The 24,011-nt window shown below is 75.4% G+C and carries 21 protein-coding genes; 13 read left to right on the forward strand and 8 right to left on the reverse strand.

Annotated elements, in window-relative coordinates:
- The first annotated feature begins 13 nt into the window (after positions 1 to 13).
- The 6 genes from LY71_RS22540 to LY71_RS22565 all read left to right on the forward strand — a co-directional run bounded on the left by LY71_RS22540 (position 14) and on the right by LY71_RS22565 (position 6,987).
- Positions 14 to 826: an MBL fold metallo-hydrolase gene (locus LY71_RS22540; RefSeq protein WP_106282069.1), complete on the forward strand. Its 813-nt coding sequence runs from the start codon at positions 14 to 16 to the stop codon at positions 824 to 826.
- Positions 823 to 1,464 (forward strand): DedA family protein, encoded by a 642-nt coding sequence (locus tag LY71_RS22545; protein ID WP_106282071.1) that lies wholly within the window; start codon positions 823 to 825, stop codon positions 1,462 to 1,464. The genes LY71_RS22540 and LY71_RS22545 overlap by 4 nt, the downstream gene beginning before the upstream one ends.
- Positions 1,461 to 3,614 (forward strand): phage holin family protein, encoded by a 2,154-nt coding sequence (locus LY71_RS22550; RefSeq protein ID WP_106282110.1) that lies wholly within the window; start codon positions 1,461 to 1,463, stop codon positions 3,612 to 3,614. The genes LY71_RS22545 and LY71_RS22550 overlap by 4 nt, the downstream gene beginning before the upstream one ends.
- A gap of 90 nt (positions 3,615 to 3,704) precedes the next feature.
- Positions 3,705 to 4,685, forward strand: coding sequence for a glucosyl-3-phosphoglycerate synthase (locus tag LY71_RS22555; protein WP_106282073.1), 981 nt, complete (start codon positions 3,705 to 3,707; stop codon positions 4,683 to 4,685).
- 155 nt (positions 4,686 to 4,840) lie between these two features.
- The gene (locus LY71_RS22560) at positions 4,841 to 5,803 is read left to right on the forward strand and encodes a glucosyl-3-phosphoglycerate synthase (protein WP_106282075.1); all 963 of its coding nucleotides are present in this window, start codon (positions 4,841 to 4,843) and stop codon (positions 5,801 to 5,803) included.
- Complete coding sequence (locus LY71_RS22565; RefSeq protein WP_106282077.1) at positions 5,800 to 6,987, forward strand: glycosyltransferase; 1,188 nt, start codon at positions 5,800 to 5,802, stop codon at positions 6,985 to 6,987. The genes LY71_RS22560 and LY71_RS22565 overlap by 4 nt, the downstream gene beginning before the upstream one ends.
- A 10-nt stretch (positions 6,988 to 6,997) precedes the next feature.
- Here the strand turns inward: LY71_RS22565 and LY71_RS22570 are convergent, their stop codons facing one another.
- Positions 6,998 to 7,942 (reverse strand): Gfo/Idh/MocA family protein, encoded by a 945-nt coding sequence (locus tag LY71_RS22570; RefSeq protein WP_245888243.1) that lies wholly within the window; start codon positions 7,940 to 7,942, stop codon positions 6,998 to 7,000.
- Positions 7,943 to 8,181: 239 nt separating this feature from the next.
- Between LY71_RS22570 and LY71_RS22575 the strand changes: the two genes are divergently transcribed.
- Positions 8,182 to 8,868, forward strand: coding sequence for a TetR/AcrR family transcriptional regulator (locus LY71_RS22575; RefSeq protein WP_170121456.1), 687 nt, complete (start codon positions 8,182 to 8,184; stop codon positions 8,866 to 8,868).
- Positions 8,869 to 8,922: 54 nt separating this feature from the next.
- Here the strand turns inward: LY71_RS22575 and LY71_RS22580 are convergent, their stop codons facing one another.
- The 3 genes from LY71_RS22580 to LY71_RS22590 all read right to left on the reverse strand — a co-directional run bounded on the left by LY71_RS22580 (position 8,923) and on the right by LY71_RS22590 (position 10,869).
- Entirely contained in the window at positions 8,923 to 9,519 is a 597-nt protein-coding gene (locus tag LY71_RS22580; RefSeq protein WP_106282083.1) for a TetR-like C-terminal domain-containing protein, read from the reverse strand.
- A gap of 118 nt (positions 9,520 to 9,637) precedes the next feature.
- Positions 9,638 to 9,967, reverse strand: a complete 330-nt coding sequence (locus LY71_RS22585) for a hypothetical protein (RefSeq protein ID WP_106282085.1) — start codon at positions 9,965 to 9,967, stop codon at positions 9,638 to 9,640.
- An 11-nt stretch (positions 9,968 to 9,978) separates the two neighbouring features.
- A complete protein-coding gene (locus tag LY71_RS22590; protein ID WP_106282087.1) occupies positions 9,979 to 10,869 on the reverse strand; it encodes a 1,4-dihydroxy-2-naphthoyl-CoA synthase in 891 nt (296 codons plus the stop codon).
- Between the two features lie 76 nt (positions 10,870 to 10,945).
- On the opposite strand from LY71_RS22590, the gene LY71_RS22595 reads away from it, so the two are divergent.
- Entirely contained in the window at positions 10,946 to 11,764 is an 819-nt protein-coding gene (locus LY71_RS22595; RefSeq protein WP_245888244.1) for an endonuclease/exonuclease/phosphatase family protein, read from the forward strand.
- On the opposite strand, the gene LY71_RS22600 is transcribed toward LY71_RS22595, so the two are convergent.
- Positions 11,742 to 12,233, reverse strand: coding sequence for an NUDIX domain-containing protein (locus LY71_RS22600; protein ID WP_245888245.1), 492 nt, complete (start codon positions 12,231 to 12,233; stop codon positions 11,742 to 11,744). The genes LY71_RS22595 and LY71_RS22600 overlap by 23 nt on opposite strands.
- A gap of 69 nt (positions 12,234 to 12,302) precedes the next feature.
- Between LY71_RS22600 and LY71_RS22605 the strand changes: the two genes are divergently transcribed.
- Together LY71_RS22605 and LY71_RS22610 are read left to right on the forward strand one after the other, a co-directional pair.
- Positions 12,303 to 12,884: an LOG family protein gene (locus tag LY71_RS22605; RefSeq protein WP_106282089.1), complete on the forward strand. Its 582-nt coding sequence runs from the start codon at positions 12,303 to 12,305 to the stop codon at positions 12,882 to 12,884.
- An 18-nt stretch (positions 12,885 to 12,902) separates the two neighbouring features.
- Positions 12,903 to 14,168: an NAD(P)/FAD-dependent oxidoreductase gene (locus LY71_RS22610; RefSeq protein WP_425433039.1), complete on the forward strand. Its 1,266-nt coding sequence runs from the start codon at positions 12,903 to 12,905 to the stop codon at positions 14,166 to 14,168.
- Between the two features lie 22 nt (positions 14,169 to 14,190).
- Here the strand turns inward: LY71_RS22610 and LY71_RS22615 are convergent, their stop codons facing one another.
- On the reverse strand, positions 14,191 to 16,704 hold the full coding sequence (locus tag LY71_RS22615) for a GGDEF domain-containing phosphodiesterase (protein WP_106282093.1): 2,514 nt from the start codon (positions 16,702 to 16,704) through the stop codon (positions 14,191 to 14,193).
- Positions 16,705 to 17,448: 744 nt separating this feature from the next.
- Between LY71_RS22615 and efeO the strand changes: the two genes are divergently transcribed.
- The 3 genes from efeO (at position 17,449) to LY71_RS22630 (ending at position 20,877) form a co-directional block, all read left to right on the forward strand.
- Positions 17,449 to 18,327, forward strand: a complete 879-nt coding sequence (efeO, locus tag LY71_RS22620; protein ID WP_106282095.1) for an iron uptake system protein EfeO — start codon at positions 17,449 to 17,451, stop codon at positions 18,325 to 18,327.
- Positions 18,324 to 19,544: a Dyp-type peroxidase gene (locus LY71_RS22625; protein ID WP_106282097.1), complete on the forward strand. Its 1,221-nt coding sequence runs from the start codon at positions 18,324 to 18,326 to the stop codon at positions 19,542 to 19,544. Before efeO ends, LY71_RS22625 begins: the two co-directional genes overlap by 4 nt.
- Before the next feature lie 973 nt (positions 19,545 to 20,517).
- Positions 20,518 to 20,877, forward strand: a complete 360-nt coding sequence (locus LY71_RS22630) for a hypothetical protein (protein ID WP_106282099.1) — start codon at positions 20,518 to 20,520, stop codon at positions 20,875 to 20,877.
- Positions 20,878 to 21,432: 555 nt separating this feature from the next.
- On the opposite strand, the gene LY71_RS22640 is transcribed toward LY71_RS22630, so the two are convergent.
- Together LY71_RS22640 and LY71_RS22645 are read right to left on the reverse strand one after the other, a co-directional pair.
- Positions 21,433 to 22,182 carry a restriction endonuclease gene (locus tag LY71_RS22640; RefSeq protein WP_281261631.1) on the reverse strand — a complete coding sequence of 250 codons (750 nt, stop codon included), beginning with the start codon at positions 22,180 to 22,182 and terminating at the stop codon, positions 21,433 to 21,435.
- 147 nt (positions 22,183 to 22,329) lie between these two features.
- A complete protein-coding gene (locus LY71_RS22645; RefSeq protein ID WP_281261632.1) occupies positions 22,330 to 23,217 on the reverse strand; it encodes a restriction endonuclease in 888 nt (295 codons plus the stop codon).
- Positions 23,218 to 24,011 lie beyond the last annotated feature (794 nt).

Consider the following 24,011-nt stretch of genomic DNA (forward strand, 5'->3'; position numbering starts at 1 on the left):
CGATACTGGCGGGGTGGCGAACCCGGCGCTGCACTGGCTCGGCCACTCGACCGTCCGCGTCGAGCTGGCCGGCAGCACCGTGCTCACCGACCCGGTGCTCACCGCGCGCGTCGGCCCGCTGCGCCGGGTGGTCCCGCCGCTGCCCGCCGCCACCTGGGCCGGCGTCGACCTGGTGCTGGTCAGCCACCTGCACGCCGACCACCTGCACCTGCCCTCGCTGCGGCTGCTGGGCCGCTCCGTGCGGGTCGTGGTGCCGCGCGGCGCGGGGAGGTGGCTGCGCGCGCGCGGCTTCCGGTGGGTCGACGAACTGGCGGCCGGCGAGACGCTGACCCACCGCGGCCTGCGGGTCACCGCCGTCCCCGCCCGGCACAGCGGCCACCGCTGGGGCCCGCGGCTGACCCACGGGCCCGACACCGCCGCCGTCGGGCACCTCGTGGAGGGCGCCGGCAGCACCGTCTACGCCTGCGGCGACACCGACCTCTTCGACGGCATGTCCCGGATCGGCCGGCGCGAGGTGGACGTCGCCCTCGTCCCCGTGTGGGGCTGGGGACCCACCCTGGGTCCCGGGCACCTCGACCCGCGGCGCGCGGCCGAGGCGGTGGCACGGCTGCGCCCCCGGGTGGCCGTCCCGGTGCACTGGGGGACGCTCGCCGTCGCCGGCGGGACGACGCTGCCCGGGCTGGCCCGGCGCTACCGGCGGCTGCTGGTCGAGCCGCCGCGCGCGTTCGCCGCCGCGGTCGCCGCCCGGGGCCTGCGCACCGCCGTCGCCCACACCGAGCCCGGCGACCCGGTCGTGCTGCCCGCCGCCTCGGCAGGTGCGGCGTGAGCGCCGCGACGCTCGCCTCGAGCTGGACCGACGGCTCGTCGCTGGGCTACCCGGTGGTCCTCGGCGGCGTGCTGCTCGGCTCGATCGTGCCGGTCGTCCCCACCGGGGCGGTGGTCGGCGCGGCCGCGGCCCTGGCCACGAGCACCGGCCGGCTCGACCTCGCCCTGGTCCTGCTGCTGTCCACGCTGGGCGCGTGGGTCGGCGACGTCGTCACCTTCGCCGTCTGCCGCTCCGGCGGTCCCGCCGCGGTGCGCTGGGTGTCGCGCGGCCAGCACGCCGACCGCATCGAGGAGGTGCGCGAGCAGTTCCGGGCGCACGGCTGGCTCATCGTCCTGGTCGGCCGGCTGCTGCCCGCCGGGCGCATCCCGGTGCTGCTCGCCGCCGGGGCGCTGGCCTACCCGTGGCGGCGGCTGCTGCCGGCGTCGCTGCTGGCCGCCGCGCTCTGGGCGGCGGCCTACGCGACGCTCGGCGTCGTCAGCGGCGGCGTGTTCGACAACCCGCTGGTGGCCACGCTGGTGGCCACCGTGCTGGTGCTGCTCGCCGGCGGGGTGCTCAACCTGGTCGGCGGGCGCCGCCGGCGGCAGCCGGCCCCGGAGCCGGAGGACGAGTCCGCCCCGACGTCGTGCGGCCCCGCGTGAGCCGGCCCGCGGGGAGCGCCCCCGGCCGGGTGCTCGGCCGCGGGCGGACGACGGCCCGCGTGCTGCTCACCTGGCTGCTGACCACGCCGGCCCTCGTCGTCCTCGACCGCTGGCTGGACGGCTTCGCGACGGGCGGGTGGTGGCAGCCGCCGCTGGCCGCGCTGCTGCTCGGCGTGCTCGCCGGCGTGGTCTGGCCGCTGGTGATGCGGGTGGCCCTGCCGATCGCGCTGTTCACCCTGGGCGTGGGCAGCTTCCTGGTGCTGGGCGCGGCGGTGCTCGCCGTCTCCTTCGCCGTCCCGGGCGTGGTGGTGGCCGACCTGCGCACCGGCGTGCTGGTCGTGGTCGCCATGGCCGCGGTCACCGCGGTGGTGAGCAGCGTGCTGGCCGTCGACGAGGACGAGGTGTTCTTCCGCCGCGCCCGCCGCCGCGCCGCCCGGGCCGGGGCCCTCGAGCCCTGCCCGCCCGGGGTGCTGTTCCTGCAGATCGACGGGCTGGGTGCCGACGTCGCCCGCCGCGCCGTCCGCGACGGGTCGATGCCGACGCTGGCCGCGTGGCTGCGCTCGGGCAGCCACGCGCTGACCTCCTGGCACACCGACTGGAGCTCACAGACCGGCGCGGCGGTGTGCGGCATCCTGCACGGCTCCAACCACGACGTCCCGGGGTTCCGGTACTACGAGAAGGACCGCGACCACGTCGTGCAGGTGTCGCACCCGGCCGACGCCGCGGAAGTCGAGCGGCGGCACTCCGACGGCCGCGGACTGCTGGCCGGCGGCGGGGCCAGCCGCGGCAACCTCTTCAGCGGCGACGCCCCGCACGTCAGCCTGACGATGAGCTCGCTGCCGCTGGTCACCACGCGGCGGGCCGGCCGGCGCCGCGACCGCGTGGGCGCCGGCTACTACGCCTACTTCGCCAACCCGGTCAACGCCGTCCGCACGGTGGGCACCTCGCTGGCCGACGTCTACCGGGAGGTGGTCGCCGCGGCCCGGCAGCGGCGCGCCGACGTGCGCCCGCGGGTGAGCCGGGGCGGGCTGTACCCGCTGGCGCGGCCGGGCACGACCGTCATCGCCCGGGACGTCGTCGTCGCGGCCGTCCTCGAGGACATGATGGCCGGCCGCCCGATCGTCTACGCCGACTTCCTCGGCTACGACGAGGTCGCCCACCACTCCGGCGTCGAGCGCTTCGACACCCTCGAGGTGCTGCGCAGCATCGACCAGCAGGTCGGCCGGCTGGCGCGGGCCGGCGCGCTGGCGCCGCGGCCGTACCACCTGGTGCTCCTCTCCGACCACGGGCAGACCCAGGGCGAGGCGTTCGTGCAGCGCTTCGGCGAGACGATCGAGGCCTTCGTGGGGCGGCACTGCGGCGGCGCGCCGGCCGCGGACCTGCGCGGTCCCGAGCCCCGGGACAGCCGCCGCCCCGCCGAGGGCTGGCAGGTCGCCTCCGCCCTCGCCGAGGTGGCGTCCGGGCCGGGCGTCATCGCCCGCCGGCTGCGCGAGCGGATCGACACCGCCGGGGCCGCCGAGCACCGGCACCGCACGCCGTCGGGCGCACCCGGCCACGTCGCCCGGGTGGCGCCGGGCGTGGTGGTCGTCGTGTCCGGTCACACGGCGGGCGTCTCGTTCCCCGACCTGCCCGGCCGGGTGCCGCTCGAGGAGGTCGAGCACCACTGGCCCGACCTGCTGCCGGCGCTGGTCGACCACCCGGGCGTCGGCTTCCTGCTCGTGCACTCCGAGCAGCACGGCCCGGTGGTGCTCGGCCGCGACGGGCTGCACCGGCTGGCCACCGGCGAGGTGTTCGGCGACGACCCGCTGCGGCCCTACGGCGCGCACGCCCCGGCGCTGGTGGCCCGGGTGTCGGCCTTCCCGCACTGCCCCGACGTGGTGGTCAACAGCCGCTACGACCCCGACACCGACGAGGCCGGCCCGTTCGAGCCGCACGTCGGCTCGCACGGCGGGCTCGGCGGGCCGCAGCAGCACGGGTTCCTGGCCCACCCGCGGGTGCTCACCGCACCCGGCGAGATCGTCGGCGCCGAGCACCTGCACCGGGTGCTGCGCGGCTGGCTGACCGAGCTCGGCCACCCCGAGCCGGACGGCGCGGGCGCCGCCGTCGGCCCCGACAGCCCCACCGCCCTGCGGGAGCGCGCCCGGGTGTGAGGCGGGTGTGCGCGAACGTCCGGTTCCGCGCACGTGAACAGCGGCTCCCGGCCGTGGCGCCGTCCCCGCGACGTCCCCGAGAGTGGGCTGATGCGACCCGATGCCCGCGCCTGGTTCTCCGGCCGCACCTCCACCGTCCGGTCGACGGCCGACGTCGACGTCGACGTCCTGCTGCGGGCGAAGCGGCGCGGCGGGCACCGGGTGTCGGTCGTGCTGCCCGCGCGGGACGAGGAGGCCACGGTGGGGCGGCTGGCCGGCGGGCTGGTCGAGTGCTGGGTGCGGCGGGTGCCGCTGGTCGACGAGGTGCTCGTCGTCGACTCCGACTCCACCGACCGCACCGCCGAGGTGGCCCGCGCCGCCGGCGCCGACGTGGTGGCCGCCGCCGACGTGCTGCCGTCGTGCGGCAGCCGGCCGGGCAAGGGCGAGGCGCTGTGGAAGTCGCTGGCCGCCACCACCGGCGACCTGCTGGTCTTCCTCGACGCCGACCTGCTCGGCGACGTCACCCACTACGTGCCCGGGCTGCTCGCGCCGCTGCTGACCGACCCGCAGGTCGGCTACGTCAAGGGCTGCTACACCCGGCCGCTGGAGCTGGTCGGGCACAGCTCCCCCGCCGGCGGCGGGCGGGTCACCGAGCTGACCGCCCGCCCGCTGCTCAACGCGCTGTGGCCGGAACTCGCCGGGTTCGTGCAGCCGCTGGGCGGCGAGTACGCCGGCCGCCGGTCGGCGCTGGAGCAGGTGCCGTTCCTGTCCGGCTACGGCGTGGAGGTGGGCCTGCTGGTCGACCTACTCGGCCTGCTCGGGCTCGGCGGCCTGGCGCAGGTCGACCTCGGCGTCCGCCGGCACACCTCGCAGGACCAGGAGGCGCTCGGCCGGATGGCCGGGCAGGTGGTGTCGGCGGTGCTCTCCCGCGGCCCGGCCGCCCGGGCCAGCACCGGCGGGCTGCTCACCCAGTTCCGCAGCGACGGCGCCGGGTTCGTGCCGGTGAGCACCCCGGTGGCGGTCGACGAGCGCCCCCCGATGGTCACCGTGCCGGGGTACCGCTCCGGGGACGCCCGGCGCATCCCCTCCTGAGCGCGGTCGTGCTCTGCCCCGCCGCCGTGGGCAGAGCACGACCACGCGCGGGGGACCGTGCGGCGGCCTCGCCTCGCGCGTCGCTTCCGGCACACTGTCGCGCCGGGGGTCCCGTGCCGGTAGCAGGACCGGCGCCTGACCAGGGGGAGCAGCGCGTGCGCCCTGACGTCCGCCGCTGGCTGCGCCGGCGCACCTTCTCCGCCACCACGTGGGGCGCAGCCGAGCTGGCCGAGGCCAGACGGGCGCAGGGCACCACGGTCAGCGTGGTGCTGCCGGCGCTCGACGAGGAGGCCACCGTCGGCGCCATCGTCACCGCGATCCGCGAGGCGCTCGTGCTGCGCGCGCCGCTGGTCGACGAGGTGGTCGTCGTCGACAGCGGGTCGGCCGACCGCACCGCCGCGGTGGCCGCCGCGGCCGGGGCGCGCGTCGTCGACACCGCCACCGTGCTGGCCGGGCATGGCCGGGTCCCGGGCAAGGGCGAGGCGCTGTGGAAGGGGCTGGCGGCCACCAGCGGCGACCTGGTCGTCTTCGTCGACGCCGACCTGGTCGGCTTCGACCCGCAGTTCGTCGTGGGCCTGCTCGGCCCGCTGCTCACCGACCCGGGCATCGGCTACGTCAAGGCGCTCTACGACCGCCCGTTGAGCACTCCCGAGGGCATCGTGCCCTCCGGCGGCGGGCGGGTCACCGAGCTCCTCGCCCGGCCGCTGCTCAACGCCTTCTGGCCCGAGCTCGCGGGGTTCGTCCAGCCGCTGTCGGGCGAGTACGCCGGCCGCCGCGAGCTGCTCGAGCGGGTGCCGTTCGTCTCCGGCTACGGCGTCGAGTTCGGCCTGCTGGTCGACCTCGCGGCCGTGGCCGGCGTCGACGCGCTGGCGCAGGTCGACGTCGGCACCCGCCGGCACGGTCACCAGTCCGACGCAGCGCTCGGGCGGATGGCCGCGCAGATCCTGCAGACGGCGCTGTCCCGCCGCCCGGGGGCGGGCGTCCCAGCCGACCGGCTGCTGCAGTTCCTCCGCACCGCCGACGGGGTGGAGGCGGTGAGCTGGGACGTCGGGGTCACCGAGCGGCCGCCGATGCGGACCGTGCGGGCCGGCACCGCCCGCCCGGGGAGCCGGTCGTGAGGGTGCTGATGGACGCCGGCCCCTGGCTGCCGGTCCCGCCGGTCGGCTACGGCGGCCTGGAGAACGTCGTCGCCACGTTGACCGCCGAGCTGCGGGCCCGCGGGCACACCGTCGTCCTGGCCGCCTCGGGGGACTCCCCGCTGGCCGCCGACGGGCTGGTCAGCGCCTTCCCGGCCGGCCGCTTCGACGTCCTCGGCGCGCCCTACGCCCAGGTCGTCGGGATCGCGCACGCGCACGCGCTGGCGGTCGCCGAGGCGGCCACCGCGGGCCGCTTCGACCTGGTGCACACCCACCTCGAGGTGGTCGGCCCCGCGCTGCTCGGCGCCCTGGGCCCGGCCGCCCCGCCGGTGCTGCAGACCCTGCACTGGGACCTGCAGCGCAACGCCGACTTCTACGAGCGCTTCGACGGCCGCGGGCGGGTGTTCTTCGCCGGGGTGTCCGACAGCCAGGTCGCGCGCGGCCCGGAGCGGCTGCGGCGGCAGACGCTGGCGGCGATCCCGCTGGCGGTCCCCGTCGACGGCCCGCCGCCGCTGCCGCACGGCGAGCGGGACGACGCCGTCCTCGTGCTCGCCCGCGTCTGCGCGCTCAAGGGCACCGACACCGCGGTGCGGGCGGCCCGCGCGGCCGGCGTCCCGGTGGTGCTGGCCGGTCCGGTGGGGCCGCTGCCCGACCGCACCGCCCTCGACGCCGCGCTCGCCACCCCCGGCTCCCCGGCGCTGGCCCACCCCGACGTCGCGTGGTTCCTCGAGGCCGTCGACCCATTGCTCGACGGCGCGCAGGCCCGCTGGGTGGGCAGCGTGAGCGGCGCGGCCAAGGAGGACCTGCTGCGCCGGGCGCGGGCGCTGCTGACCCCGATCCGCTGGGAGGAGCCGGGCGGGACGGCGGTGTGCGAGGCGCTCGCCGCCGGGACGCCGGTGGTGGGCACCCCGCGCGGCTGCCTGCCCGCGCTCGTCGACGACGGCCGCACCGGCTTCCTCCGCGACGACGAGGCGGGCCTGGCCGCGGCGCTGACCCGGCTCGGCGAGATCGACCCGCAGGTCTGCGCCGAGGACGCGCGTCGCCGGTTCGCCCCCGCGGTGATGGCCGACGCCTACGAGCGCGTGTACGCCGAGGTGCTGCGCCGCGCCCGGGTGCGCACCCTGCGCGGGTCGGGCTCGCCGCGGTCCCGCGTCCCCGCCCGCTGACCGGGGCGGCTCAGCACGGGAGGCGCACGGGGGCGCCGGTGCGGGCGGACTCGGCGACGGCGACGGCGAGGCGGTGGGTGCGCAGCGCCTCGGCGTGGTCGACCAGCCCCTCGGCGCGGGTGCCGGTGAGCAGCAGGTCGACGAAGGCCCGGTCGACGGCGGTGCGCGCGTCCACCGCCGGCTCGGCGCGCTCGGTGCCGTCGGGCGTGGTCACCACCAGCGAGGTCTCGGTCAGCTCCACCGCGGCACCGGCGCAGGACAGCTCGATGCCGGCCCGGGTCCTCGCCGGCTGCGCGCACGCCGCGGTGAGCGTGCCGACCGCGCCGGACTCGAAGCGCAGCAGGGCCGCGGTGGCGTCGTCGACGTCCCGCCCGCGCGACGACGACGGCGCGGCGACCGCCTGCACCTCGGCCACCTCACCGGCCAGCAGGCGGGCGAGGTCGAGCACGTGCGTGGCCTGCTCGACCACCTGCCCGCCCGAGCGCCCGGCGTCGGCCCACCAGGCGGGCGGGGGCACCCTGTCCAGCCAGGTCGCCGCGACCAGCCGCGGCGGGGCGCCCGCGCACACCTCGCGGGCCCGGGCGACGGTGTCGAGGTGGCGCCAGTGGTAGCCGGTCGCCGTCGGCACCCCGGCCGCGGCGACGGCGGCGGCCACCTCCTCGGCCACGGCGAGCCCCGCGCCCAGCGGCTTCTCCACGAACAGCGGCAGGCCGGCGCGCACGACCGCCAGCTCCAGCTCCCCGTGCGCGAACGGCGGCACGCACAGCCAGACAGCGTCCACTCCGGACCCCAGCAGCCGGTCGACGTCGTCGACGGCCGGGACGCCGAGCCCGGCGGCCAGCGCCGCGGCCGCGGCCGGGACGGCGTCGGTGACGCCCACGAGCTCCACGCCGTCCAGGCCGCGCAGCGTGTTCCCGTGACGGGCACCGACGCCGCCGGCCCCGATCAGACCCACCCGCAGGCTCATGGCGGGGAGCTGCCCAGGTCCGGCCGGGGGGAACCGCCGCGCCGCACGTGACGCCGGGGCCCGGGCCCACGGGTTCCGGCGGCGTGCGGCACCATCGACGGGCGCACCGCGACGACGCCGTCGGCGGCCCGGTGCGCACGGCACCGGAGCCGGGGGCACCACCGGAACGGTCGACCCCACCCCACGCCCGTCCTGATCGAGCACAGAGAGTTGTTAGCGTTATCACCGTGAGTGAGCAGTCCCGTCGCGCGCAGAAGAAGGCACTCACCCACGCGCACGTCCGTGAGACGGCCCAGCGGCTGTTCGCCGAGCGGGGGTTCGACACCGTGACCATCGCCGACGTCGCGGCCGCGGCCGACGTCGCGGTGCAGACGGTGTTCAACCACTTCGCGACCAAGGACGAGCTCTACTGGTCCGACCGGACGCCGTGGGTGGAGGCGCCCTCGGCCGCCGTGCGGGAGCGGCCGGCCGGCGTACCCGCGCTGACCGCGCTGCGGGAGCACCTGGTCGCCTCCGTCACGGACTACGTCACGTCGCTGGCCACCGTCGAGGGCCGGCGGATGGTCACCACCCTGGCCGGGTCACCGGCGCTGCAGGCCGCCGAGCGGGAGCTGCACTTCGAGGCCGAGGGCCGGTTGCGCGCCGCGCTGCTGGCGGCCTGGACCGGCCCCGACGCCGAGCGGCCCGCACCGGCCGACCCGCGGGCGACCGCCGGGCTGGTCGCGGCCACCTGGCTGGCGACCACCCGCGTGCTGGTGACCGAGCCGCGCGACCCGATGCCCGCACCCGAGGACGTGGCGGCGCAGGCGGCGGCCACCCGCGCGCTGGCCGAGCGGCTGCTGCGCCGCTACGAGACCGACCTGACCACGCACGTGGTGCGGGCCGCCGGTGCGGAGGCCCTGCGCGCCAGCTGACGCGGCGGCGGCCGCACGTCCCCCCTGCGGGCGTGCGTCCCGGGCGCCGGCCGGTCAGCTGCGGGCGGGCTCCGCGGCGGGCACCAGGATCGGCAGCAGCACGTCGTCGACCACCTGCTCGACGTGCTCGGCCACCATCGCGCCGTCGCCGGCGGCGGTGAGCCGCTGCCACCAGAACGCCTCGAGGACCGAGCGCAGCAGGGCCAGCCGCTCCGCGGGCACCTCCTCGCCGCGCTCGGACCAGCGCGCGCCGAGGCGGTCGACGACCTCGGTCAGCGGGCGGACCAGCGCGGCGTCGAGCCCGGCGCGGAGGTCCTCGTCGTGCCGGGCGGCGCCCACGAGGCTGGCCACGGCCCGCTCCTCGCGGGACAGCGGCCGCCGCCAGGACGACACCAGCTCGACCAGGTCACCGCGGAGCGAGCCGCCGTCGTCGGGGACCTGCACCAGCGTGAAGCGGCCGACGGCCGAGCGCGCGAGGGCCGACATGGACGGCCAGCGCCGGTAGATGCCCGCCTTGCCGGCGCGGGCCCGGGCAGCGACACGGTCGCTGTTGAGCCTGCTCCAGCCCTCGTCGGCCAGGATGTCGACGGCGACCGCGACCAGTTGCTCGGACAGCTCGGCGCTCAGGGGGCGCCCCGGGGTGCCGCTCACGAGGAAGTCCGTTCGCGCGTGACTGAGTTGTGCACGTCCACATCCTGACGTGTCGGTGGAGTGACCACAACGACCAGGGTCCACGAGTCACCCGTCGGACGCTCCCGCACCCCCGGGTTCACGCGCCCGCGGCGCTCTCCACGTGCACCTGCAGGCTGGCCCCGTCGTCGGCCGCCCAGCCCCTGCTGCGGGCCTGCTCGAGCATGGCGTCCCAGCGCTGCGCCCAGTCCGCGGGGGCCTCGGCGGGCTCGGCGGCCGCGCGCAGGGCCGCGGTGTCGAGGTGGCCGGTCTCGCCCTCGACCCGTCCCAGGCCGGCCGCGCGCAGCGCCTCGTCGGCCTCCTCGTCGGTCACCTGGCCGAGGGCCAGGTGCAGGCTCGTCAGGTCGTGGGTCTCCACGACCCGGACCTCGGGACGCTCGTCGGCGCCCCCCACCACCTCGACGATCACCACTGCACCTCTCAGACGTGCCAGGGGAACCGGGAGAAGTCCGGGTCCCGCTTCTCCAGGAACGCGTCCCGCCCCTCGACGGCCTCCTCGGCCGCGTAGGCCAGCCGGGTGGTCTCGCCGGCGAACAGCTGCTGGCCGACCAGGCCGTCGTCGGGCAGGTTGAACGCGTACTTGAGCATCCGCTGGGCGGTCGGGCTCTTGGCCACGATCCGGCGTCCCCAGTCCAGCGCGGTGGCCTCGAGCTCGGCGTGCGGGACGACGCGGTTGACCATGCCCATGCGGTGAGCGTCCTCGGCGGAGTACTCCTCGCCGAGGAAGAAGACCTCGCGGGCGAACTTCTGCCCGACCTGCCGGGCGAGGTAGGCCGACCCGAAGCCGCCGTCGAAGCTGCCGACGTCGGCGTCGGTCTGCTTGAACCGCGCGTGCTCGGCACTCGCCAGGGTGAGGTCGGAGACCACGTGCAGGCTGTGCCCGCCGCCGGCCGCCCAGCCGGGGACGACGCAGACGACGACCTTCGGCATGAACCGGATCAGCCGCTGCGCCTCCAGCACGTGCAGCCGCCCGCTGGTGCGGCCGACCTCGTGCTCGTAGCCGTGCCGCCCGCGCACCCGCTGGTCGCCGCCGGAGCAGAACGCCCAGCCGCCGTCGCGCGGGCTCGGGCCGTTGCCGGTGAGCAGCACGCAGCCGACGTCGGTGCTCAGCCGGGCGTGCTCCAGCGCGGTGATCAGCTCGTCGACGGTCTGCGGCCGGAAGGCGTTGCGCACCTCGGGCCGGTCGAAGGCGATGCGGACGACGCCGGCGTCCACGGCGCGGTGGTAGGTGACGTCGCCGAAGTCGAACCCCTCGACCGGCCGCCACGCGCCGCCGTCGAAGATCTCCGAGACGTCGTCGCGGGCGCTCATGCGAGCAACCTAACCGCGCGGCGGCGTCCCGGCCCGCTCCGGGCGGACGGCGCGGACCCCCGGTAGCGTCGCGCGGGTGCCCGACGGCGCCGCCCTGCGCGTGGGCACCCTCAACCTCGCCTCCGGCCGCGGCCACGACGGCCGGGTACTGACGTCGCCGGCGCTGGCCGCCGCGGTCGCGGACCTCGACGTCGACGTGCTCGCCGTCCAGGAGGTCGACACGTGCCAGCCCCGGTCGGGCGGGACCGACCAGGCCGCCGTCCTCGCCGGGGCCCTCGGTGCGGCCGACTGGCGGGCCGCCGCCACCCTCGACGGCACGCCGAGCCCCTTCCGGCGCACCTGGACCGCCGCCGAGCCGGCCCTGCGCGGCCCGCGCACCGCGGGAACCGCACCGGCCTACGGCATCGCGCTGGTCAGCCGGCTGCCGGTGCGCCGGTGGGAGGTCCTCGGGCTGGGCGCCGGGCGGGCCCGGCTGCCGCTGCGGGCACCCGACCCCACCACCGGCCGGCCCCGGCTGTGGTGGATCCCCGACGAGCCGCGGGTCGCCGTCGCGGCGTGCCTGGACGGGCTCACCGTCGTGGGCACGCACCTGTCCTTCGCCCCGCCGACGTCGGTCGGGCAGCTGCGGCGGCTGCGGCGCTGGGCGGCGTCGCTGCCCGGCCCGGTGGTGCTCGCCGGCGACCTCAACCTGCCCGGCGGGCTGCCGGCGCGGCTGGCCGGAGCCACCCGGCTGGTCAGCGAGCCGAGCTTCCCGGCGGCGGCGCCGCGGACCCAGCTCGACCACCTGCTCGCCCTCGGCGACGGCCTCGCCGGGTCGGACCCGGCCGCGCACCACCTGCGCGTGGGCGACCACCGGGCGCTGACGGTGACGGTCAGACCGCCGGCGACCCGCTGAGCAGCGGACGGAGCCGGTCCATCGAGGCGGCCAGACCCGGGTGCAGGGTCACCTGGTGCAGCCCGGCCAGCGGCACCCAGGCCACGCCGGTGCTCTCGCCGTCCAGCCGCAGGCCGGCGGGGTCGAGCGGGCCGACCGGCCGGGCCAGCACGGTGGTGTAGGCCCAGCCGCCGTGGTCGTCGACCGAGCGCACGCCGAGCACCAGGTCGCCGGCCGCGAGCCCCAGCTCCTCCTCGACCTCGCGCAGCGCGCCCTGCTCCGGGGACTCCCCCCGGTGCAGCGCGCCGCCGGGCGTGCCCCACGTGCCGCCGTGGTGCGACCACAGCGCGCGGTGCTGCAGCAGCAGCTCGGGGCCGTCGTCGCCGTCGCGGTGCACGAGCAGCCCGGCCGCCCCGGCCCGTCCCCAGTGCCGGTGTCCCTGCGCGCAGGTGGTCCAGCCGTCGGTGGGGGTCAGGCCGGGAGTCGCCACACCCCCAGTGAACCGCACCGGCGGGATCCGGCAGCAGCAGCCGGGGACCCACCCGCATACGGTCCTGCCATGCGGATCGCCGTCTTCACCGGCAGCCGGCCCGGCCCCGAGTCGCACCGGCAGGCCGTCGCCGCCCTGGGCACCGGGCTGGCCGAGGCCGGCGTCGGGGTGGTCTACGGGGGCGGGCACGTCGGGCTGATGGGCACCGTCGCCGACGCCGCCCTCGCCGCCGGCGGCGAGGTGGTCGGGGTGATCCCGCAGCACCTGGTCGACGACGAGCTGGCCCACCCCGGGCTGCCCCGGCTGGAGGTCGTGCCCTCCATGCACGAGCGCAAGGCCCGCATGACTGAGCTCGCCGACGCCTTCGTCGCCCTCCCCGGCGCCGCCGGCACCCTCGAAGAGCTCTTCGAGGCCTGGACCTGGGGGATGCTCGGCCTGCACGCCAAGCCGGTGGCGCTGCTCGACGTCGACGGGTTCTGGCAGCCGCTGCTGGCCCAGCTGGGCCGGATGGCCGACGACGGCTACCTCGAGCGGCGCCGCCTGGACGCGCTCGGCGTGGTCCGCGACGCCGGCGAGCTCCTGGCGTTCGTCGCCGGCTACGAGCACCCGCCGCGCAAGTGGGCCGACGGCAGGCCGCCGCCGCGCGCCTGACCCCCGGCCGGCACGGTCGTGCTCTGCCCCCACTCGGGGGCAGAGCACGAAGGAGGGCGGGACCGGTCCCCCGCCGCCGGTCGTGCTCTGGTCCGCACCGGGGGCAGAGCACGACGTGTCCGCGACCGGGACCCCGGCTGGCCGTCGGCGCGGGGGCTGCCTAGCGTCGCGGGCGTGGAGCGCTGGGAGGTCGTGGTCGTCGGCGGCGGCCCGGCGGGGGCGGCCGCGGCGCTGTCGGCGCTGGGCACCGGCGCGTCGGTGCTCGTGCTCGACCGGGCCGACTTCCCGCGCGACAAGGTCTGCGGCGACGCGATCGCCGCCGAGGCGCTCGACGTGCTGGCCGGTCTCGGGGTCGACGTCGCGGCCCTCACCGCCGGCTCCCCGCCGGTGCCGCGGCTGTCGCTGCGCTCCCCCGGCGGGGCCGCGGTGGAGCGGGACACGCAGCGGCCCTCGTGGGTGGTGCCGCGCGAGATCTTCGACGCCCGGCTGCTGGCCACCGCCCTCGACCGCGGGGCGGTGCTGCGCCGCCACACCGTCCGCACGGTCACGCCCGGGCCCGACGGGGTGGACGTCGACGGCGTGCTGACCGCCGGGGTGCTGGTGGGCGCCGACGGCGCGGAGTCCGTCGTCCGCCGGGCCGTGGGCCTGCCGCGCAACCGTGACGACCGGATGGCCGTGGCCCTGCGCGGCTACGCCCCGGAGCCGCCCGGGCAGGCCGGCACGCAGGTGCTGGTCACCACCGAGCAGCGCTGGCCGGCCTACGCGTGGTCCTTCCCGCTGGGCGACGGGCGGGCCAACGTGGGCTACGGCGAGCTGGTGTCCGGCGGCGCCACCCGGGCCGCGCTGGTCGAGGGCCTGCACCGGCTGCTGCCCGGGGTCGAGCCCGAGGGGCTCCGGGCGCACCGGCTGCCGCTGTCCACCGGCCGGCCGCGCCAGCCCGACGGGCGGGTGCTGCTCGCCGGCGACGCCGCCTCGCTGGTCAACCCGATGACCGGCGAGGGCATCTTCTACGCCGTCCTCTCCGGCGTGCTCGCCGGGCGGGCCGCGGCCGCCGGCGCCGGCGCCGGCGCGGTGCACCGGCGGGCGCTGCGGCGGCGGCTGGGCGCCCACCACCGGTCGGCGTCCGCGGCGTCGCTGGTCAGCCGCTGGCCGGTGGTGATGGACGCCGCCTTCCGCGCCGCCGCGGCCGACCAGCGGGTGTTCGACGACGTCGTCGCCCTCGGCCTGGTCGACGGCCGGCTCACCGCGCGCACCCTGCTGGCCGCCGCACGCTCGCTGCGCTGACCCGCGCGCCGGCGCCCCGGGGTCAGCGGGCCGCGGCGCGGAGGGCGGTGCGCACCCGCGCGGCCAGCTCGGCCGGGCAGCCGGTGTCGGGCAGGCAGTCGTCGGCCCCCGCGGTGAGCAGCCGCGCGCGGGTGAGGCGGTCGGCCGACGCGCAGACGACCACCAGCACGGCCTCCCGGAGCCACGGGGAGGACCGCAGCTCCGCGACCCGGGCGAGGGCCGCCTCGCCGTCGTCGGCCACCAGCAGCACACCCTCCGCCGCGCCCGACTCGACCGGCTCGAGGCCGGCCCGCAGCAGCGCACCCGGCACCGCCGGGTCGAGCCGGCCACCGGCGGGGACGAGCAGGACGGTGGGCCGGCACGGCCGTCCCGCCGCGCGGGCGGCGGCCCGGACGGCGTCGTCGGCCGCCGCCACCGCGGCCGGCAGCTCGTCCGTCGGCACCGGCCGCGCCAGGTGGTGGCCCTGCAGGTGGTCGCAGCCCAGCTGCAGCAGCCGGGCCGCCTGCACCGGCGTCTCCACGCCCTCGGCGGTCACGTCGAGGCCGAGGTTGTGCGCCATGACGACCATCGAGGTGAGGATCGGCAGCGGCTCGTCGCCGCGGACCACCTGCTGCACGAACGCCCGGTCGATCTTCACGCTGTCCACCGGCAGCTCCTGCAGCCGGCCGAGCGAGGAGTAGCCGGTGCCGAAGTCGTCGATGGCCACCCGGACGCCGGCCGCGCGCAGCTCGTCGAGCTGGGCGACCACCCGCGGCCCCGCCTCGAGGAACACCGACTCGGTGACCTCGAGGACCAGCTGGGTGGGGCGGGTGCCGGTGTCGGAGAGGATCGCCAGGACGGCCGTCGCGACGTCGGGCTCGCGCAGCTGCACCGGGGAGACGTTGACCGCCACCGACCGGCGCGGGTCGGCGGCCAGCCAGGCGCCCAGCTCCCGGCAGGCGGTGCGCAGGACCTGCTGGCCGAGGGTGCGCACCAGGCCGCTGCGCTCGGCGACGGGCAGGAACTCCGCGGGGTGCGCCAGGCCCGAGGCCCGCGGCCAGCGCACGAGGGCCTCCACGCGCAGCGTCTCCCGCCGGCGCAGGTCGACCATCGGCTGCACGTGGACGACGAGCCCGTCGCGCTCGATCACCTCGCGCAGCCCGTCCTCGACGTCGGCGCGGGCCAGCACGGCCACCGACATGCGGGGGTCGAACACCTCGTGCCGGCCCTTGCCACCGCGCTTGGCGGCGTACATCGCGATGTCGGCCCGCTGCAGCAGCACGTCGGCGGCCACCTGCTCGTCGCGGCCGACCCGGGCCAGGCCGATGCTCGCCGTCGGCACCAGCTGCCGGGCGCCCAGCCGCACCGGCGCGTCGAGCACCGCGGTGACCCGCTCGGCCACCCGCTCGCCGTGGTCGCCGTCCCGCAGGACGACGGCGAACTCGTCGCCGCCCAGCCGGGCCACGGTGTCCCCGGGCCGGGTGCACCGCGTCAGCCGGCCGGCGACCTCGACCAGCAGCTGGTCGCCGACGTGGTGGCCGAGGACGTCGTTGACGTCCTTGAAGTCGTCGAGGTCGAGCAGCAGCACGCTGACCCCGCCCTCGTGGCGTGCCGCCAGCGCGGCCCGCAGCCGGTCGTGGAACAGCGCCCGGTTGGCCAGCCCGGTCAGCGGGTCGGTGAAGGCCAGCCGGCGCAGCTGCCCGGCCTGCTCGGTGAGCTCCTCGGCGGCGCGGGCCACGGACAGCTCGGCGGTCTTGCGCTCGGTGATCTCGGTGGCGGTGCCGTGGATGCGCACCTCGGCGCCGTCGTCGTCCCGGTCGACGGCGGCCCGGCAGCTCACCCAGCCCACCGACCCGTCGGCCCGCAGCACCCGGTGCTCGAGGGCGTAGTCCTGCCGGCCGGCGCGGACGTCGGCGAGCATCTGCAGCACCTGGGTGCGGTCGTCGGGGTGGATGCGGGCGAGGTAGCCGTCGACGGTCGGCACCAGCCCGGCGGGCGGGATGCCGAAGATGCGGAACATCTCGTCGGACCAAACGAGCGTGTCGGCCCGGACGTCCCAGTCCCACCGGCCCAGCCGGGCCACCCGCTGCGCCTCGAGCAGCCGGCGCTCGCTCTCCTGCAGGCGCGCCTCGATGGCCACGCGCTCGGTGACGTCCTGCGCGGTGCCCACCAGCAGCAGCGGGGCCCCCTGGGCGTCCCGGGTGACCGAGCCCCGCGCCCGCACCCAGATGACCTCCCCGTCCCCGGTGACCACGCGGTGGTCGACGTCGAAGACCCCGCCGGCGGCGAGCGCCGCGCCGATGGCGTGCCGGGCGCGGTCCCGGTCCTCGGGGTGGACCATCTCCAGGCAGGCCTCGAAGCTCGGCGTCACCGTCGCCGGGTCCAGCCGGAACACGCGGAACAGCTCGTCGGAGAAGGTCACCGCGTCGGAGACGACGTCCCACTCCCAGCTGCCCATGGCCGCCAGCCGCTGCGCCTCGGCCAGCCAGCGCCGGCTGCGCTCCAGCGCGGCCGCGGTGTGCGCGTGGTCGGTGGCCACCGGGACGCCGTCGTCCATGAGCCCCCCCTGTCGACACCCCTGTTCGGGCGGACGACACGGTAGGGCAGCGGGGGCCCGCCGTCGCGCTCCGCCGGCGCGGCGGGCGCGGCCCCGCGCGAGCCACCCGGGACGCGCCGCTGACCACGAGCGGAGGGCGTGGGATCCGAACCCACGACGGGTGTGACCCCATGGCGGTTCTCGAGCCTGGTACCGGCGACTCCCGAACCGACACCGGTGCCGTCGTGCACGCCGTCCGAGCGGTGACCGGCGCCCACCAGCCCCTTGCGGTCGATCCCGGCGCGGGAGCCGATCTCCACGGAGGTGCCGCAGTAGGCGTGGTCGCCGCCCACGGTGCGGGCTCCTGGGTGACAGTGGTGCTCGGCGTCGCACGAGCAGCTGCTCACCGCGCGGTCCCGCACCTGAGGCACGTCCTGGACGGGTCATGCCCCGGGCCGGCACCGCCCGGGCGGGCGCGCCGTCTCGCAACCGCGGTTTCCGAGGCTGCCGTGCCGGCGTCGGCGGCATCCGTACAGGTGCCGGGGATCCACTCCGTCCCCGTGCCGGACCCGGCACGAGGTGCCTCCTCGCCCCGCCGCGGCCGCTCGTCCCGGCCACATCGGCTCGTGCGGCTCGGGTCGGCCGCCGGCCGCGGTCGGGCCCGCAGCCGGCGTCCCTGGGAACGGAGCCGTCGGGACAGGGCGGCGGCTCGGCCCTCGGTGCGCTGTGCTTAGGTGAGCCTTACCTGTCTGTGAAGGGGTGTCCATGCGCCGGTCGGCAGTCCTGCTCTCCGCTTCCCTGCTCACCCTCCCCGGGTGTGCCGGCTCTGTGGACGGCGCCGGTCCGGCTGGCTCCTCGGCATCGGACGGCTCGTCCGCCGCCACCGTCAGCCCCGAGGTCGCCACCGCTGTCGACGCGGGGGTGGTCTCCTACCGGGAGTACGTGCTGGAGCAGGCCCGGCAGACCCGGGAGGCCAGCGCGGTGTTCACCGACGCCGTGCGCGCCGGTGAGCTCGAGGCCGCCCGTGCGGCCTACGCGCCCAGCCGGGTGGGCTGGGAGCGCATCGAGCCGGTGGCCGGCCTCGTAGAGGAGCTCGACGGCAAGCTCGACGCGCGCGTCGACGACTTCGAGGGTGTCGAGGATCCCGACTTCACCGGCTGGCACCGGCTGGAGTTCCTGCTGTTCGAGCGCGGCACGACCGAGGGCGGCGCGCCTCTCGCCGACCAGCTCGACGCGGATCTGGCGACGCTGGAACGCGAGCTCGCCGAGGTCGACATCACCGCCCTCGACGTGGCCACCGGCGCGACCGAGTTGGTGGAGGAGGTGTCCCGGGGCAAGATCACCGGCGAGGAGGACCGGTACGCCCACACCGACCTGTGGGACTTCGCGGCCAACATCGAGGGAGCGGTGGCCGCGGTGGAGCGGCTGCGCCCGGCACTGGAGGCCCAGGACCCGCAGCTGCTCGCCGACGTGGAGGCCGGCCTGGCCGAGGTGCAGGCGGGCCTGGGACCGTACGCGCTGCCCGAGGGCGGCTACGCCTCCTACGAGACGTTGACCGAGCAGGATCGTCGGCGGCTGTCGGCGCAGCTGGCGGCCCTGGCCGAGGACCTGTCCCGTGTGCCCGGGGCGCTGGGGTTGGAGTGAGCCCGCAGCTCAGCCGCCGCGCGCTGCTCGCGGGTGCCGCGGCCACCGGGGTGACCGGCGCGCTGGGCCTGACCGGGTGCACCCGCGGGCAGGACCACTCGGCCGCCGAGCGCGCCCGCGGGTTCGCCGGCACCCAGCAGGTGGGCGTGGCCGAGCCGGTGTCGGCGTTCGGGTTGATGGCCGCCTTCGACGTCGTCGGCTCCGACCGGGCGGCCCTGGCGAGTGCGTTGCAGGCGTTGACCGCCGAGACCCGGCGGCTGGTCGACGGCGTGCCGGCCGAGCAGCGAGATCCCCGCTTGCCGCCGGCCGACACCGGAGTGGTGACCGCCGACCGGCGGCCGCGGGTGACGGTGTCGGTCGGGGCATCGCTGTTCGACGACCGCTTCGGGCTGGCCGACCGGCGGCCGGCCGAGCTGGTGCCCATGCCCTTCCTGGCCAACGACCGGCTGGATGCGGCGCGCACCCACGGGGACCTGCTGCTCACCGTGTCGGCCGACGCGCCGGACGCATGCCTGCACGCCCTGCGCCAGGTCATGCGGGTCACCCGGGCCGACCTGACCGTGCGCTGGGTGCTCGACGGCTACAACCGGGCCGATGCCGTGCACACGCCGGGCCGCACCGACAACCGCAACCTGCTCGGCTTCAAGGACGGCACGGCCAACCTCGACCCGACCGACGGCGAGGTCATGGACCGTTCCGTGTGGGTGGGCGCCGACCGCAACGGCGGAACCGAGCCGGCGTGGACGGTGGGCGGCACCTACCAGGTCGTCCGGGTCATCCGCATGTTCGTCGAGCAGTGGGACCGGGCCAGCCTGGCCGAGCAGGAGCGGATCATCGGCCGGCGCAAGGCCTCCGGCGCACCACTGGACGGACGGCGCGAGGAGGATGATCCGCAGTTCGCCGCTGACCCCGACGGTGCAGTCACTCCGCTGGACGCCCACATCCGACTGGCCCGCCCCCGCACGGCCGACACCGAGCACCAGCGGCTGCTGCGCCGCGGGTTCTCCTACTCCCGCGGCCACGACGCCGCCGGGCTGCTCGACCAGGGGCTGGCCTTCGTCAGCTTCTCGCAGACCCTGGCCACCTTCCTCGCCGTCACCGATCGGCTCCGCGGAGAGCCACTGGAGGAGTACGTGCTCCCCGAAGGAGGCGGGTTCTACTTCGTGCTGCCCGGCGTCACCGACGACGGCTGGCTCGGCGAGCAGTTGCTCGCCTGATCCGGCCCCACCGGCCGACGCTTCTCTCGGACGTGTCGGAGCACCACCACAGCGGCCCCGACGTCGTCGAGCGGGCTGCAGCACCGGGACGCGGCCGCCGTGCGCCAGCAGTCGGCCGACGTGGAGGCCGAGCAGGGTCGGGCCCGCCGTGAGCTGAAGGGCGATCGGGATGACGCGCTCCCCGGAATCGCTGCCGGATCACGGCGATGGTCCACCAGCACGCGGCCGAGCGGCGGGATGCCGAGGTCGCGGTCCACCTCGGGCACCTCGCGGCGGGCACGACGCCGAACCGTACGGGCACGTAGCGGGCACGCGACCGGGTATCCGCACCTGGTACCCGGTCGACGGAGCCCACGGGTCAGCGCAGACCCGCAGGTCCGGAGCGGCTGGTACGCGAAACAGCAAAGGCCCAGGTCAGTGGGGGGATGAGGCCACCGTCTGTCCGGACACTCCACCGTCTCGGCCGGGAACCTTCCACTGCCCATGAGGGATTCAAACGGACAGATCCGATGGCAGCGGGGCTAACACAGCAGGTCAGCGCGCCGTGCGGCATTTCAGGGCGGGCACGCCGACTGGGCTTCCATGACTGTGTCAATCGCAACGGCAGCCATCGCGGTGCACCCGAGCAAAATGCCTCTGAACTGGCAATAGATGCCTGCGCCGCCAGAGTGGACCTATCGCGGACTGTTCGCGACGTGAACCGTTCCGTCTGACAGAACGGTCAGGAAGCGATAGTCGCCCCCGACCATCTTCATCGCCTCTGCCCAGGCTCGCGGTTCGGGGCGGCGGCTCACGACGGAAGACGGCTGAGACTTCGAGGGCGGCACGGCCACCACCCTAGGCTGCGAGCGTCGGGCCTCAGAATCCTTGAGCAACCTGCCGACGCGGCCCCGGCCTCTGAGGCCCCAAGAAACGTGGCCCGTCGTGAGGCGTATCGGCTTGAAGGCGAATCGAGTCGCTAGCGTCCTAGGACATGGCTCTGGATGTGCTGGCGGTCGACGAGGCCGCTATCGGCGGCCTCTACTCCCAACTCACGGGCGTTCTCGCGGGCTTTGCGTTCGCTGGATTAGCCCTTGTGATTACCCAGCGCCTTACGTCGGACCCCGACGAACACCAGGACGAGGTTGAAGAGACGGACAACTCAGCCCTGCTGCTGTTCGCAGCGTTCCTTGGGCTGGCGTTGTGCTCGCTCGGGTATGCAGTCCTGGGGGGAGAGGAGAACCGCAATCTCGCCACTGTCGAGCACGTAGTGATGGGTGTGGGCTTCACGTCAGCGGGACTCCTCATGCTGCTCGCCCTGAGGGAAGTCGTCTCCGTAGCCCCACGCACCTAGGCCATGGCAGATCGTGCGGTAGGCAGCGTTGGGCCGATTGTCGCCGCCGCCTACGTCGTTGGTGGGGCTGTAGACGCAACCACCCGCCAGGCCAGGCACCCCGGACTCTGGCACTGGCTTCTGATACCAGGGTCGCTGCTGCTGGGAGTCGGGGTCATCGTCGCGCTCTGCCGCTACCACCACGCAGCATTAGAAAGGATGCGCTCTGCGAGCGACGGCCGGACTAAGATCTTTCCCTTCTCGGCGGCGGGACCGCAACAGTCTCGCTCGTTGCCTCCCTGATGGTCCCCGTCATGGGAGCCGCGCTGGTCAACGACCCGAACACGCCGCTGCTGCCGGTCTGGATTGCCCTCGTCGTATCGGGGGCGGTGGGCGCCGCCTTCTGGTACGTCTGTCGGCTGACCGGTCCCCGCCCGGGGACTAGCCGCCTCGTCTCCATTGGCCCAGAGGCGGTGGAGCAAGACGCTGCCCCGCCCACCCCCGTCGCTCCGACGGAGACCTAAACCGAGCCTCTATGTTCCTGCGCGGGTGCACAGACCCGCTGGAACCCGCCGCTCAGAGCCACTTCTTCGCCATCTTGACGGCGTCTCTCGCTGCCTTCATGAAGTCTTCGCGGCGGCGATCGTGTGGCGGGAGGAACTCCATGCTGTCCAGGCTGCGCGTAGCAATCAGCAGCGCCTGAGCGGCCTGTCCGGCAGCGTTGCGTTTGGCTGCCGAGCGGGACTGCGTCCTCTTGTGCATCAGAGCAGTCAGCGAGGCCACCGTTGATCGGATGCGCTCGGCCTCCTGTCGGTAGCGATCAGCGCGGGCTCGTTGGAAAAAGCCAGCCCGGGACGTTGCCGACGGGGAGCGACGCGCAAGGTCGTGAGCGCTTCTGGATACCGCGGTGATGTGACCGGCTGGGGTGTAAGTGAACAGCGCGATGTCCGTGGCGTTGGCGTAGTTGATGGCTTGCAGCGTGTACCCGGTCGCGTAGAAGAGCGGTGTTGCCCGCTCGGCAGTCGCTGCTCCGTAGAGCGCTTGCACGTCGGGGCGGCCGGTCTTCGTTCCGTGGAACTTGACCTGGGCTACCGCACCGGCGGCGTGAACGTCGACTCCCATGTCAGCACCACGCGAGGTGAGGCTCGCGTCATGGAAACCGAGTTGTCGCATGTGTGCTGCCGCAAGACGTTCGGCGTCTTCCCACGAATGGACGGACGTTGATGCAGCACGGGCGGTGCCCGGACTCGGTGAAGACGGGACGCGATTGCTCGCGGCAGATTCCTTCGCGCGCTGCCAGGCGTCGGCCCATGGCGAAGTGCTCAATCCGGGTCCCGACTGTCCGCAAGAGCCCTTGCTCGTGTCTCCTGGGTCATTGGCGCCTGCACTCCCGAGACGACTCGTAACGGCTTGGTCACTCTAGGGCACGAGTGGATCACGGCGAGGTCGTGTCGGCGCCGGACTACGGGCCCCTCAGTCCTCGAAGAACTCTTCCTCGATCTGCTTAAGGTCGAACGTCTCCCGGACTGACACGCCAACGTTGTACCGCACCATCAGTCGGGCCAGTTCTATGCCGTCCAGAAGAACCAGGCGCATAGCGACACCCTCCGCGAACTGGCGCGCTCCCGCGCTGAACCGGCCCGTCGTCACGAAGACACCGCGACTCGTTTGAGCGCCCTGGAGCGCCCCAACGAAGGCTTGCAGTTCCGGACGCTGCACGGTGGCCAACTTGTCGTAGCGCTTCGCCTGCACGCCTACGAGGTCAAGGCCCAGTGCGTCTTGGCGTACGAGACCGTCCAGTCCAGCGTCACCGCTCTTCCCGGTGTGCTCAAGGAGGGACTCGCGGCCTCCATAGCCCATGGCCCTGAGGAGTCGCAGGGCGAGTCGCTCCAGGAAGGCCGGTGGCTGCTGGAGCACCCGGTCGAGCAACTCGGACGCCAGGGCATCGTCTGCCTGCTGAACAAGGCTTCCGATCGCCTCGCTGGGAGACACTTCGTCGGCGACGGCAGCGACGGCGCCCCCTGCCTCCGTCTTCGGTAGCGACCTGGGGGTCCGGAACTCCCGGTACTCAGCGAAGCCCGACAGGACGCTCATGTCCACACGGTCGAGGTGCTTAAGCAGCACCTCACGTCCGGGTTCCGTGAGCCTGTACTGGGCGCGTGCAGGTCGGGAAACCAGTCCGGCCTTCGCCATGTGCGTGAGAGCCCACGCGATCCTGTTGGAGTAGGTCGTCTGCTTACCGCTTGGAAGAAGTTCTTCCTGGTCCTCGGCGGAGACACCCAACGTCCCGGCTACCGCATCCCGGATCTGTTGCAAGGTATGTGCTTGCCCGTCTTCTAGTGCGACGAGGGAAGGGCGCATCACCGTCTGAAAGTCCGGAACCGGCACGCTCGGCACATTACGGGGCTGCGGCACGGTGCCTTGAGCGGACAGGCTGCTCGGCTCAAGAGGCAGACCTTTGAGGCTGTTCGATGACTCGCCGGTTGAGACGACTCCTCCACGGCGACCCGGGCGGCGGCCCCGCTCCGGCCCCCGGCCATCGAGGCCGGGCGGGGTGCCCCAGTTGGCTTTCGCCGCGGACTCGAACAGCCTCCCTGGACCGCCCGCTACTGCGGTTCAGAGAGCCCCAAGCCCAGCCGCTCCCGCCGACCTGAGACTTCTGGACGGTAAACCCGGCGTCCGACGAATGGATCGAGAGCGTGCGGTCCCCTATCGCTGACACCTAGGGCCTGTCCCGCGGATCTTGTACGCCGTCACCCGCGTCCCTGAAGGCCGCTTCAGGGACGGCCTGATCCACCGTTGACGCGCTGACACACCCGCCCCGGGCGTGACCTACTTCCGCATGAAGCGTTCGCCCGGGGTCCAGACGCCTGGAAGCCGTTTGAACAGCCTGATCGGGCGGACGAGGTACTCAACCTTCGGCCGATGGGTGATGGAGTCTTCGAACTCCCGGAAGTCCAGGATTCGCCAGCGAGCATTAGGGGTCCGCACCATGTCGCCGACCCGGCGACCGAAGGCATGGTCGCGCAGGTGGCCGCCTGGCCGGAGGAGTTGGCCGACTGAAGTGACCCCCGTCAGGCGGACACCTCGTTCTGTGTCAGGTGCATGTTCTCGTAGTCGGCGGGGCTGAGGTTGCCGAGCCGGGAATGCCGGCG

It is taken from the genome of Geodermatophilus tzadiensis, assembly GCF_003002915.1.
Taxonomy (GTDB): domain Bacteria; phylum Actinomycetota; class Actinomycetes; order Mycobacteriales; family Geodermatophilaceae; genus Geodermatophilus; species Geodermatophilus tzadiensis.

Excerpts from the sequence above, each read along its gene's own strand:
- LY71_RS22555 (WP_106282073.1), top strand. The coding sequence starts at position 3,705 with ATGCGACCCGATGCCCGCGCCTGGTTCTCCGGCCGCACCTCCACCGTC.
- LY71_RS22590 (WP_106282087.1), bottom strand. The coding sequence starts at position 10,869 with ATGAGCGCCCGCGACGACGTCTCGGAGATCTTCGACGGCGGCGCGTGG.
- LY71_RS22605 (WP_106282089.1), top strand. The coding sequence starts at position 12,303 with ATGCGGATCGCCGTCTTCACCGGCAGCCGGCCCGGCCCCGAGTCGCAC.
- LY71_RS22615 (WP_106282093.1), bottom strand. The coding sequence starts at position 16,704 with ATGGACGACGGCGTCCCGGTGGCCACCGACCACGCGCACACCGCGGCC.
- efeO (WP_106282095.1), top strand. The coding sequence starts at position 17,449 with ATGCGCCGGTCGGCAGTCCTGCTCTCCGCTTCCCTGCTCACCCTCCCC.
- LY71_RS22630 (WP_106282099.1), top strand. The coding sequence starts at position 20,518 with ATGGCTCTGGATGTGCTGGCGGTCGACGAGGCCGCTATCGGCGGCCTC.
- LY71_RS22645 (WP_281261632.1), bottom strand. The coding sequence starts at position 23,217 with ATGCGCCCTTCCCTCGTCGCACTAGAAGACGGGCAAGCACATACCTTG.